The following is a 12,218-nucleotide window of genomic DNA, read 5'->3' on the forward strand; positions in this document are numbered from 1 at the left end:
GCCCGGGAAGGGGCGGGCCGGGGCCACGAAACGGGGGGCTAGCTCCAGCTGGCGTGCAGCGGCTTGCCCTCGGCATACCCGGCGGCGGACTGGATCCCGACGACGGCCTTCTCCTCGAACTCCGCGAGGGACCCGGCACCCGCGTACGTGCACGACGACCGCACACCCGCGATGATCGAGTCGATCAGGTCCTCGACACCCGGCCGGGCCGGGTCCAGGAACATCCGCGAAGTGGAGATGCCCTCTTCGAACAGCCCCTTGCGGGCGCGGTCGTAGGCCGACTCCTCGCTGGTGCGGTTCTGCACGGCGCGCGCGGAGGCCATGCCGAAGGACTCCTTGTACAGGCGGCCGTCGGCGGACTGCTGGAGGTCGCCCGGGGACTCGTACGTACCGGCGAACCAGGAGCCGATCATGACGTTGGAGGCGCCGGCGGCCAGCGCCATCGCCACGTCGCGCGGGTGACGGACGCCGCCGTCGGCCCACACGTGCTTGCCGTACTTCTTGGCCTCGGCCGCGCACTCCAGCACCGCGGAGAACTGCGGGCGGCCCACGCCGGTCATCATGCGGGTGGTGCACATGGCGCCGGGGCCCACACCGACCTTGATGATGTCGGCGCCGGCGTCGATGAGGTCCTTGACACCCTCGGCGGCGACGATGTTGCCGGCCACGATCGGGACCTGGGGGTCCAGCGCGCGGACGGCCTTGATCGCGCTGATCATCGATTCCTGGTGGCCGTGGGCCGTGTCGATGACCAGCGTGTCGATGCCGGCGTCCAGCAGCTGCTTGGCCTTCTGGACGAAGTCGCCGTTGATGCCGACGGCCGCGGCGATGCGCAGCTTGCCGTTGGCGTCGGTGGCCGGGGTGTAGAGGGTCGCGCGCAGGGCGGCCTTGCGGGTCAGGATGCCCACGAGCCTGCCGTCCTTGTCGACGGCCGGGGCCAGCTTGCGGTGGCCCGCGTCGAGCTGGTTGAAGGCGTCGCGGGGGTCGATGTCGGCGTCGAGGAGCAGCAGCTCCTTGGACATGACCTCGGAGAGCTGGGTGAAGCGGTCCACGCCGGTGAGGTCGTGCTCGGTGACGACGCCGATGGGGCGGCTGTCCTCGTCGACGACGACGCCGGCGCCGTGAGCCCGCTTGTGCAGCAGGGACAGCGCGTCGGCGACGGTCTGGGTGGGCACCAGTGTGATCGGCGTGTCGAGCACGAGGTGGCGGCTCTTCACCCAGGAGATGACGTCGGTGACGATCTCGATCGGGATGTCCTGCGGGATGACGACGATTCCACCGCGGCGGGCGACGGTCTCGGCCATCCGGCGGCCCGCGATGGCGGTCATGTTCGCCACGACCAGCGGAATGGTGGTACCGGTGCCGTCGGGCGAGGAGAGGTCCACGCCCTGGCGGGAGCCGACCGCGGAGCGGCTCGGCACCATGAACACATCGTCGTACGTCAAGTCGTACGGCGGCTTCAGGTCATTGAGGAAACGCACGTGCTGAACATCCCAGTCGAGTCGGAGGAGCCTCCTGCCCGTCGGGGCAGTCGAGGAAACGCACGTACTTCATTCTCCCATGTCCTGGCCTTTATGCCGCCCCGGCCGATCGTCCAGGACATAACGGGCCGGGTGGTTCTTTCCTACGGGACCTTGGTCCCGGGCTCGCGCCGGCGACCGCCGGTGAGGGGTGTCGCGGGGGCCCGGTGGCGGACGGCCGTGAATTCGGCGGCGATGGCGAGGGCCGTCTCCTCGGGGGTGCGTCCGCCCAGGTCCAGGCCGATCGGTGATCTCAGGCGGGCCAGGTCGGTCTCGGGCACGCCTTCGGCGCGCAGCCGGGCCTCTCGGTCGAGGTGGGTGCGGCGTGAGCCCATGGCGCCCACGTAGGCGAGGGGCAGCCGCAGGGCCAGGGCGAGGACGGGTACGTCGAACTTGGCGTCGTGGGTGAGTACGCACACCGCGGTACGGGTGTCCAGGCGCCCGGCGTCCCGTTCTCCGGCCAGGTGCCGGTGCGGCCAGTCGACGATCACCTCGTCGGCGCCCGGGAAGCGGGCCGGGGTCGCGAAGACGGGCCGGGCATCGCACACGGTGACCCGGTGGCCGAGGAAGGCGCCCATCCGGGCCAGCGCGGCGGCGAAGTCGACGGCCCCGTAGACGATCAGCCGGGGCGGTTCGGCGGCCGATTCGACGAGGAGGGTCAGCGGTTCGCCGCACAGCCCACCGGCGGTGCCCAGCTCGGCGGCGGCTGTCCGTCCGGCCAGCAGCAGCGCCCGGACCCGCTCGGCGGCGGCCCGGTCCAGGGCCGCACCGCCGCCGAGGCCGCCCTCGTAGGAGCCGTCGGGGTGGACGGCCAGGGCGCGTCCGAGCTGCCCGGACGGACCGCGGACCACCCGGGCGAACGCGGCCCGCGCGCCCCGCTCCACGGCTTCCAGCACCGCGCCGAGCACGGGCCGTACCGGGTCCTGGCCGCGCACCGGGGTGACCAGCACGTCCAGGACTCCGCCGCAGGTCAGGCCCACCGCGAAGGCGTCGTCGTCGCTGTACCCGAAGCGGTGTACGCCGCCCTTGCCGGAGGCGATCGCGTCGAGGCACAGCTCGTGGACGGCGGACTCCACGCAGCCTCCGGAGAGGGAGCCGAGCGCGGTGCCCGCGGCGTCGACGGCGAGCGAGGCGCCGGGCCCGCGCGGGGCGCTGCCGCTGACGGCGACCACGGTGGCCAGGGCGAAGTCCCGCCGCTGGGCGCACCAGGTCCGCAGTTCTCCGGCGATGTCGAGCATCAGCGGATGTACGCGCGGCGCGGGATCTGCCCGGGTACGAGCGGCCGCGGCGGCAGGACGGCGGGCGGGCGGGTGCGGGCGGCGGCCAGGTGCGGGGAAGCGGCGCCGAGGGCAGGCGGGTCGGGCTCCCGTCCGCCGGTGCTCAGCAGCCGGGCGGCGTGGGCCACGCTCGCGAGGGTGGCGTGGTGGTGCCAGCCTCGGAAGGAGCGGCCTTCGAAGTCGCGGATGCCGACCGGTTCGCAGGTCCCGGTGAAGTCCAGGGAGACCCGGTCGGTGAGTTTGGCCAGCAGGAAGAGCTGGGCGAGCGGCCGGTCGCCGATGTTGGTGATCCAGAACTCGGAGGGCAGCAGGGCCGCCTCGGTCCAGGCGCCCACCAGCAGCAGCGGGGCGGCCGGGGCGGGCACGGGCCGGTCCTCGCTGGGGGTGGCGAGGATCGCGGCCGAAGTGAGCAGGGTCACCGCTCCCTCGGCGCGGCCGTGCCGGGTCCATTCGACGACCCGGCGCTGGGAGCGCAGGGAGTCGATCAGCTCGCGGGCGGGCGCGGTGTGCGGCCCGGGTTTGTGGCGGCCCGCGCCGCCGAAGGAGACGGGCAGCGAGCCGTCCACCTTGAGGACGAAGGGGATGTCCTGGAGGGCGAAGGCCTCGATGGTCTGCGGGAGGTCGGTGTTGGAGACCTCCATCACCACTGGCCGGCGCTGGAGCTGCCAGGTCGCGGCCATCCGCTGTACGGCGTGCACGGCGTCCTGTGCGGGGGTCAGGGAGCGCGCGGTGTCGGGGATGCCGGCCCGTCGGCGGCGCAGCAGTTCGCTGGTCCAGGGCCCGGGGAGGGTGAGGGTCCATTCGACGGGGAAGCTGGCCTCGCTGGAGGCGAGCCAGATGCCGCCCGCCTGCTGGCAGTTGGCCGTGCGGCCGAGCTCCGGGACGAACTGCCGGCCGACGCCCACGGAGCGGTCACCGGCCTTCTCGATGACCATGGGCTGCACCACCCAGGCCAGCGGGCGCTGGGCGGTGCGTTCCAGGTGCTGGGCGAGTGAGCGGCGGACCGGTGTCCAGTCCCAGGGAGATTTGCTGATGAACTGCTGGAGGCTCTGTTCGACGGAACTGGCCCCGGTTCCGGCAATGTTGCGGATTGTTTTCTTCCCGGTGGTCCGCACGAGGCCGTTCAGATAAACGCGGGCCCAGTTTCGCTGGTCCCGCCGAGGTAAGGACTCGAAGAAGAGCGAGATCAGTACATCGATCAAATCGGAGATTTCCTTGGTGGAATCCTCCGGCAGGACTACGCGAGCCATCTGGTGCCTCCCCCGCGACCAGCTAGATCTTTTTTACCCTACTTGACCGCGGAGAACGGCCGTAGGCCCGGGCGGCTACTTCCTGAGGTCGCTGGCAGTATCGAGCCGCTCATCCCCTACCACGAGCGGGATCGGGATCTGGTTCGCCGCATAGTAGAGCGCGATCAGAAAGTGTGCGACGAGAGTGAGAGGTGCCGAATAGAAGGACAGAACGACGGTCAAGGGGTAGGCGACCGCGCCCAGTCCGAAGCGCAACCGGGTGGCTCGGGCGCCTTCCTTGTCCACGGTTTCGTGGAAGAGATGCCCGACCCGGGTGACGTACCACCAGAAGGCCAGGAAGGCGAGAGCGTACACGACGGTCCAGGAGCTGTAGAGGATCGCCGCCACGTTGGCCGATTCGTCGTCCACGAGGTGCTCGGCGAGCACGTTGGTCGTATACGGGATCACCGAAACCACCATCAGCACCAGGAGATTCAGGAACAACAGCGGTCGGTCCACCCGCTTGAGGTGACTGAAGATCGTGTGGTGGTTCACCCACATGACGCCGATGATGAGGAAACTCACGAGATAGGCCGCGTAGTGCGGCCATTGCTGCCAGAGCCCGTGCCAGAGCTCCGTACCCTGCTCTTCCGGAACCTTTAACTCCAGCACCAGAATCGTGATCACGATGGCGAATACGCCGTCGCTGAACGCCTCTACCCGGTTGGTTTCCTGCACGATGACCTCCCCTTCACCCATTCTTTTACGTGTGCGGGGAGGGCGTTTTCCCCGCCCTCCCCGCACACGCTACCCACGAAAGGACCGTCAGCCCCCGAATCCGGCGGTCTGGCGCCAGATCCGGCCATCGCGGACGACGAGTGTCCCGAACGCGTGCTCCGGCTCGCCGTTCAGGTTCATGATCGCCCGGTAGAAGATGGTGTCCTCGGTCTCGATGTACTCCTGGAGTTCGACCAGCGTGGGCTTCACCGTGAGATAGCCGGTGAACGTCTCGCGAACGGCGTCGATGCCCACCGAGACGCCCTCGAAGCGCAACAGCACGGCGTCGTCGGTGTAGTTCTTCATCACCGCCTCGATGTCGAGGGCGGCCAGCGCCTCCATCTGACGAACGAAGACCGGGTGCAGTGCGGAGATGTCGTACTTTGCCATGTTCGACTCGCTTTCATGGGGTGGCGGCGGAACGGGGTGACGTGCGGGACGTGGCGGCCGGCGCGAGCGGCAGCCGCACGACCATCCGGGTCTCGCCCGGACGGGAACGGGCCGTGATCGACCCGTGGTGGCGCTGGGTGACGATCCGGTAGCTGAGGTGCAGCCCCAGACCCGTGCCCTTCCCCACGTCCTTGGTGGTGTAGAAGGGTTCGAAGATGCGCGGCAGGACGTCCTCGGGGATGCCGCGGCCGGTGTCGGTGATCTCCACGACCATGCAGACACCCTCGGCCCGGGCACGCAGGGTGAGCGTGCCCGCGCCCTCCATGGCCTCGGCCGCGTTGTCGACCAGGTTGGTCCACACCTGGTTCAACTCGCCCGGATACCCGGTCAGTTCGGGCATGTCCGGCTCGTACGCCCGCACGATGGTGATGCCGGCGAGTTTGGCCCGCAGCACGACCAGGGTGTTCTCCAGGCCGCCGGTCACCGCGAAGCGTTGCTCCGGAGCCCGGTCGAGATTGGCGTAATCGCGGGTCGCCGCGACCAGTTGGGAGATCCGGGGGCCTGCCGCCCGCAGCTCGGCGGCCAGCGACCGCGCCTCCAGCAGGGCCGCGAGGTGGTCCAGGGCGGCGGGCAGGGCCGGTTCGCCGATGCCCTCCAGCCCGTCCAGCAGCCGGCCCAGCTCCAGCCCGAGGTCCGAGGCCCCGGCGCCGAGCAGTCCCGGCCGCTCGGCCCCCGCCTCCTCAGCCCAGTCGGCGATCTCCTCCTCGGCGTCCGCCTGGGCCAGCGGGTCGGTGGTCGCGGGCGGCGGGAGCTTGTCCAGCTCCTCGGTCAGCCGGTCCAGTACGGAGCGCTCCGCGCCCGAGGCGGCCGCCCCCCAGGCGTACGCGGTCCCGGTCAGCCGCTCCAGGGCGGGCGCCAGCTCCTGCGCGGCCCGTGCCACGGCGGCGGCCGGGTTGTTCAGCTCGTGGGCGAGCCCGGCGGCGAGGGTCCCGAGCGCCTCCACGGTGGCCCGTTTGCGGGCCTGCACCTCGGAGGACTTGATCCGCCAGGCCAGTACGGGCAGCAGGACGGCCGCCACACCCTGGCAGCGGGACAGCATCTCGAAGAACACCGGCTTCGCGTACGCCACGACGGTGGTCGCGGGCCCGCTGGCGGCCGCGGTGGCCACGTACGAGCCGTCCGTCAGCAGCGGCAGCTCTCCGGTGAAGCGGTGTGCGGCGGAGGGCTTGCCGTCGTGCTCTTCGGCCGCCGCGCTCCCCTCCCCGGTGGAGTGCCGGGTCAGCACCTCCTCCCGGCCGTCGACGACCTTGGTGACGACGAGCCCCCCGCTGAGCAGCACGTGGAAGCCGGTGGCCTCCTCGCCGTCGCGGAAGAGCACCTCGCCGTCGGCGAGGACGCGGGGCTCGGAGACCGAGACGAGCCAGTCCAGCTGGTCCTCGTTGATCGCGGCGAAGATCTCCAGCCCGTGCAGGGCGGACCGCAGCTCGGAGGTGTTCACGCCGTGCTCCCCTCGGTCCTGGCGCGGGTCGCCAGCCGCAGGGTGACCAGCAGGGCGAGCGCGCACACCCCGGCGACGGCGGCCATGAAGCCGACCGAGGTGCGGTGCAGCCCGTGGATGTTGGTGAGCATCCCGGCGAGGACCGCCGGCACACTCATCGCGAGATACGCGAAGACGTATACGGCGGCGGTCAGTTCACCGCGGTGCTCCGGCTCGGCGAGCGCGCTCAGCGCCCGGAAGGAGCCGAGGAAGGCGGCGCCCCAGCCGCTGCCGAGGACGGCCGTGGCCACGAGGAACACGGCGGCCGAGCCCATGCCCAGCGCGAGCAGGACCAGGCCGAGTCCGGCGAGCAGGCCGCACAGTCCCAGCACGGCGGTGCGCAGCGCCTCCGTGTGGCCGAGCAGCAGTTGGGCGACGGTGGCGGCGCCGGCGAGCAGGGCCACGGTGGCTCCGCCGACGAGGTAGTTGGTGGACTGGAGCAGGGAGAGGGCCAGGTGCGGTCCGAGCGAGAGGTAGAAGCCGCCCACCGACCAGACGGCGACGATGGTCAGGACGAGGACGGCGAACCGGCCTCGGACGGCCACCGGTACGTGGATCCGGTGCGGCACCACCCGGAAGCGGCCGCCCGCCGCGGGTGCGCTCTCGCGCATCCGGACGACGCCGACCAGGGTCACGGCGAAGGCCACGACGAGCAGCAGGTAGCTCAGGACCGTCGGCGCCGGCGCGTACTGGACGAGCAGCCCGGCCCCGATGCCGCCGAGCCCGATGCCCACCGTCGGACCGGCGCTGTTGATCTGGGCGCCCAGCGCGGGCCTCGACCGGGGGGCGAGTTCGAGGAGGGCGGCGCCCATCGCCCCGGTGGCCAGGCCCACGGCGAGACCTTGTACGGCGCGGGCGGCGAGCAGCAGCCCGAGCCCCTGGGCGGCGGCGAACAGGCCCATGGAGACCATCGCGAGGACCAGCCCGGCGCCCAGCACCGGGCGCCGGCCGAGGGTGTCGGAGAGGGACCCGAACAGCAGGAGCCCGGCGAGCACGGTGACGGCGTACAGGGCGAAGACCACTGTGATCATGCCCGAGGACAGTGCCCACTTCTCCTGGTAGAGCACGTAGAGGGCGGAGGGCACGGAGGAGGACAGCATCAGCAGGACGAGGACCGATCCCACCACCCAGAAGCCGGAGCTCCTGGGCGCACCGGCCGCGTGGGCGGCGGGGTGCGCGGCTGCTTCCCTGGTGCTCTTCGATGTGTCGGCCACTGCTGGTTCAACTCCCCGTAATGGGCCACGTGACGTTGCTGTGTGACATGGCCACGTGATGTGTCACGTGATGAGCGGTCAGGCGTGCGCCAGGGCCTTCGCCAGCGCGCGGGCCGTGAGCACCCCCGCCAGGTGGCCGAGGTACTCGGCCGAGGTGCCGCGCCCGGGGACGAAGAGCTCCCGGGGCTCGGCGCGGAACGCCTCGAGCACGGCCGGCGTCGTGTACGGACCCCCGCCCAGCCGGTCCTCCACCCCGCGCAGGCGCACGGCGCGGGCGGTGGCCCCGGTGACCGCGATGCGCGGCCCGCCGGGGGTGATCCGTACGGCGGCGGCGCAGACCGGGTAGCGAGTGGCCCGGTCGGCGGTCTTCTCGAAGGCCGCGGCCCGTCCGGCGGCGGCGGGTACCAGCAGCGCGGTGAGGACGGTGGCGTCGGGTGCGCCGGTGGCCGCGAACTCCTCGGCCGGTACGGTCGAACGCCCGCCGGGTCCGGCCAGTTCGACCACCGCGTCGGCGGCGATGGCGGCGACCGGCAGGTCGGTCGCCCGCCCGCCGGCGGCCAGGTTGCCGCCGACGGTGCCGAGGTTGCGGACCTGGGGGTCTCCGTTGGCGCGGGCCGCGGCGGCCAGTTCCGGCGCGCCGGCGAGCACCAGCGGGTCCGCGGCCAGTTCGGCGAGGGTGGTCAGCGCCCCGACCCGCAGCCACGAACCGTCGGGGCCGTCGGGTGTCCGCTCGATGCCCCGGAGCTCCTCCAGCCGGCGTACGTCGACCAGCAGGCGGGCCGCTTCGCGGCCCGTGCGCAGGTCGGGCAGCAGGCTCTGCCCCCCGGCCAGCACCCGGGCGCCGCGCGTCCCGGCCAGCAGGGTCAGCGCCTCGTCGAGGCCGTCGGGCCGGACGTAGTCGAACTCGGTGAGGATCACCGGTCTCCTCCTCGCAGCAAGCGCCAGACCTTCTCGGGCGTGAGCGGCATGTCGATGTGCCGCACGCCGAGGTCCGAGAGGGCGTCGACGACGGCGTTGACGACGGCGGCGGCGGGCGGCACGGTGGCGATCTCACCGGCCCCCTTGGCGCCGAGCGGGTTGTGCGGGCTGGGCGTGACGGTCTTGTCCAGCGAGAAGAAGGGCACGTCGGCGGCGCGCGGCAGGGCGTAGTGGCCGAGGTCGCGGCTGATCAGCAGCCCGTCGTCGTCGTACTCGGCGGCCTCCATGAGGGCCTGGCCGAGGCCGTGGACGATGCTGCCCTCGATCTGGCCGAGGACGACCTTCGGGTTGCCGATGTTCCCGGCGTCGTCGACGGCGGTGTAGGCGACCACCTCGCTCTCGCCGGTCAGTTCGTCGACCTCGACGACCGCGACGTGCGTACCGAAGGGGAAGTTGAAGTCCGGCGGGTCGAAGTGGGTGGTCTCGTCGAGACCCGGTTCGATCTCCGGAGGCAGTCCCCAGCCGTACCACAGGGCCATGGCCAGCTCGGCGAAGGTCTTGGCGTTCTCCTCGTTGCCCTCCTCGTGAACCGTGCCGTCCGCGTAGACGACCTTGTCCTCGGGCACGCCGAGGAAGACCGCGCCGGCCCGCAGCAGCTTGCTCTTGATCTTGCGGGCGGTCAGCGCGACGGCGGGCCCGGCCATGCTGTAGGAGCGCGAGCCGTAGGTGCCCTGCCCGTACGGGGCCTTCTGCGTATCGCCCTCCAGCACCTGGACGGTGTCCGGGTCGATGCCCAGCTCCTCGGCGGCGACCTGCGCGAAGACGGTGCCGTGGCTCTGCCCGGTGGAGGCGGAGCCGACGGTGACGGTGACCTCGCCGGTCGGGTGGACGCGGATGTTGGCGCTCTCCCAGGTGCCGCCGAGCATGCCCTCCTTCGACATCCGGGTCGAGGGGCCGACCCCGCAGACGGCGACGTACGTGGCGATGCCGACACCGAGGCGCTTGCCGCGGGCGCGGGCCTCAGCCTTGCGGGCGGGCACGTCGGCGTAGCCGGACAGCTCGATCGCCCGGTCGAAGTTCAGCTCGTAGTTCCCGGAGTCGTAGGTCCAGCCGAGACCGTTGTCGTACGGGAACTTCTCCTTCGGCACCAGGTTCCCGCGCCGCACCGCCGCCGGGTCCATGCCGATCTCCGAGGCGTACCGGTCGACGAGGCGCTCCATCAGGAAGGCGGCCTCGGCGCGCCCGCTGCCCCGCTGGGCGCCGAGCGGAACGGTGTTGGTGAAGGCGGCGTAGACCTCGCAGAAGGCCGCGTCGATGTCGTACATCCCGCTGATGGAGCGGCCCATCAGGGCGGTGGCGACACCGGGGCCGATGGTGGAGGGGTACGCCCCGAGGTTGGCGTAGCTGGTGCAGCGCACGGCGGTGATGCGGCCGTCGCGGGTGCCGGCGAGGGTGACGTGCTGGCGGTGGTCGCGGCCCTGGACGGTGGAGTTCATCAGCCCGGTGCGGGTGTCCACCCACTTGACGGGCCGGCCGAGCGCCTTGGACAGCAGCAGGACCAGCGGCATGTCGGGGTACAGGTAGCCCTTGGTGCCGAAGCTGCCGCCGACGGTCGGGGCGATCACCCTCAGCTTGTTGAAGGGGATGCCGAGTACCAGCGCGGAGAGCAGGAAGCGGTGGTTGTGCGGGCCCTGGGTGGAGGCGTAGAGCGTGTACTCGCCGGTGGCCGCGTCGTAGTCGCCGACCGCGCCGCGCGGCTCGATGGGGCTGTTGATGGTGCGCTGGTTGACCAGGTCGAGCTCTACCGTGACCTCCGCCTCGGCGATGGCCGCGTCGGTACGGTCCCGGTCGCCGCAGGTCCAGTACGCGTTCAGGTTGCCCGGGACGGCCTCGTGCAGCTGGGGCGCGCCCTCGGCGAGGGCCTGGTCGGCGCGGGTGACCACGGGCAGCGGCTCGTACTCGACGGCGATGGCGGCCAGCGCCGCGGCGGCCTGGCGCGGGGTCTCGGCGACGACCACGGCGATCGGGTCGCCGACGTGCCGGACGGTGTCGCCGCTCAGCACCGGGCGGGCGCCGGGAAGTCCGTAGGGGTGGGGCGGGAAGTGGCTCTCGACCCCGCCGGGTATCCAGATGCAGGGCAGCGGCATGACACCGGTGAAGTCGGCGGCGGTGGCCACCTTCAGCACGCCGGGGAGCTGCTCCGCTGCCTTGGTCTCGATGGAGAGGATCCTCGCGTGGGCCACCGGGCTGCCGAGGATGGCCATGTGGGCCGTGCCGGGCAGATCGATGTCCGCCACGTACGTCGCCTCGCCGCGCAGGAGCTGCGGGTCCTCACGGCTGTCGAGCGGCTGTCCGAGCACAGTGTGGGCCCCCGTCACCGCGGTCATTGCCTCACCCCTCCTGTCGTGCGACGGCGCAGGCGCGCTGCACTCCGCGGACGACGCTGTGGTAGCCGGTGCAGCGGCACATGTTGCCGGTGAGCCACTCGCGGATCTCGGGCTCGGTGGGGGCCTCGCCGCCCGCGGCGTCCTCGACGAGCTCGCCGAGGGCCATGACCATGCCGGGGGTGCAGAACCCGCACTGGGTGCCGTGCTCCTGGCGCAGCGCCTCCTGGAGCGGGGTCAGTTCACCGCCCGGCTCGCCGACGCCCTCGATGGTGGTGACCTCGGAGCCGGCCGCCGCGGCCGTGAGGATCAGGCAGCTCTTGACGGATCTGCCGTCGAGCCGCACCACGCACGTGCCGCACTGGCCGGTGTCGCAGCCGACCTTGGTACCGGTGAGGCCGAGGCCGTCGCGAAGTCGTTCCACAAGCAGTTCGTTCGGCGGCGCCGAGAACTGCTCGGGTCTTCCGTTCACATTCAGTGCGATGTCCATGCCAGCGCCTGCGCTTCCGTGAGCGGCCGGTTGAAGAGGGGCCCGCCGGGCTGCTGGAGAATTCCTCCGGAATGCAGCGGGCCGGTGTCGACGGGCGCGAATCCCAGATCCGTGATGATTCCCGCGACGATTTCTTTGGCTTTCGCGTCGTCGCCCGCCGTGAAATGCGCCAGGCGGTCTCCTGACGCGGTGCCGGCGACGGCGAGGGTTTCGAAATGCATGGTGTTCAGGGATTTCACGACCCGGGCTCCGGGATACCACTCGGCGACCAGTTCGCTGGAGCCGCGGCCGCCGAGGTCGGCGGGGGCGCCGGGGCCGCCGAACGCGTTCGTGGCGTCCACCAGCACCTTGTCCCGTACGAGGTCCGGCGGGAGCAGCCCCCGGACGCTGCCGAAGGGCACCATCAGCACCAGGAGTCCGGCCCGGTCGGCGGGGACAGCGGCGGCCCCGTGATGACGCGGTAGCGGTCGTGCATGTACGCC

At 71.7% G+C, this 12,218-nt stretch carries 11 protein-coding genes; all 11 read right to left on the minus strand.

From position 1 onward, the window contains the following. Positions 1-38 precede the first annotated feature (38 nt). On the minus strand, positions 39-1,481 hold the full coding sequence (locus ACWDYJ_RS34320) for a GuaB1 family IMP dehydrogenase-related protein (RefSeq protein WP_451569526.1): 1,443 nt from the start codon (positions 1,479-1,481) through the stop codon (positions 39-41). A 143-nt stretch (positions 1,482-1,624) separates the two neighbouring features. Next, positions 1,625-2,758 (minus strand): XdhC family protein, encoded by a 1,134-nt coding sequence (locus tag ACWDYJ_RS34325; RefSeq protein ID WP_451569527.1) that lies wholly within the window; start codon positions 2,756-2,758, stop codon positions 1,625-1,627. Next, a complete protein-coding gene (locus ACWDYJ_RS34330; protein WP_451569528.1) occupies positions 2,758-4,047 on the minus strand; it encodes an IS701 family transposase in 1,290 nt (429 codons plus the stop codon). The genes ACWDYJ_RS34325 and ACWDYJ_RS34330 overlap by 1 nt, the downstream gene beginning before the upstream one ends. Positions 4,048-4,122: 75 nt before the next feature. Then, entirely contained in the window at positions 4,123-4,764 is a 642-nt protein-coding gene (locus ACWDYJ_RS34335; protein ID WP_451569529.1) for a TMEM175 family protein, read from the minus strand. An 87-nt stretch (positions 4,765-4,851) separates the two neighbouring features. Next, positions 4,852-5,193, minus strand: coding sequence for a nuclear transport factor 2 family protein (locus tag ACWDYJ_RS34340; protein ID WP_451569530.1), 342 nt, complete (start codon positions 5,191-5,193; stop codon positions 4,852-4,854). 13 nt (positions 5,194-5,206) lie between these two features. Next, positions 5,207-6,691, minus strand: a complete 1,485-nt coding sequence (locus tag ACWDYJ_RS34345; RefSeq protein ID WP_451569531.1) for an ATP-binding protein — start codon at positions 6,689-6,691, stop codon at positions 5,207-5,209. Further along, entirely contained in the window at positions 6,688-7,944 is a 1,257-nt protein-coding gene (locus ACWDYJ_RS34350) for an MFS transporter (RefSeq protein WP_451569532.1), read from the minus strand. The genes ACWDYJ_RS34345 and ACWDYJ_RS34350 overlap by 4 nt, the downstream gene beginning before the upstream one ends. Positions 7,945-8,022: 78 nt before the next feature. Continuing rightward, a complete protein-coding gene (locus ACWDYJ_RS34355; RefSeq protein ID WP_451569533.1) occupies positions 8,023-8,862 on the minus strand; it encodes an FAD binding domain-containing protein in 840 nt (279 codons plus the stop codon). Further along, a complete protein-coding gene (locus ACWDYJ_RS34360; protein ID WP_451569534.1) occupies positions 8,859-11,249 on the minus strand; it encodes a xanthine dehydrogenase family protein molybdopterin-binding subunit in 2,391 nt (796 codons plus the stop codon). The genes ACWDYJ_RS34355 and ACWDYJ_RS34360 overlap by 4 nt, the downstream gene beginning before the upstream one ends. A gap of 4 nt (positions 11,250-11,253) precedes the next feature. Beyond that, positions 11,254-11,736 carry a (2Fe-2S)-binding protein gene (locus ACWDYJ_RS34365; protein WP_451569535.1) on the minus strand — a complete coding sequence of 161 codons (483 nt, stop codon included), beginning with the start codon at positions 11,734-11,736 and terminating at the stop codon, positions 11,254-11,256. Further along, positions 11,721-12,218: NADPH-dependent F420 reductase (locus ACWDYJ_RS34370; protein WP_451569536.1), on the minus strand; the 498-nt coding region annotated here is incomplete at its 5' end. The genes ACWDYJ_RS34370 and ACWDYJ_RS34365, both read right to left, overlap by 16 nt.

Source organism: Streptomyces sp. NPDC003042, assembly GCF_053591315.1.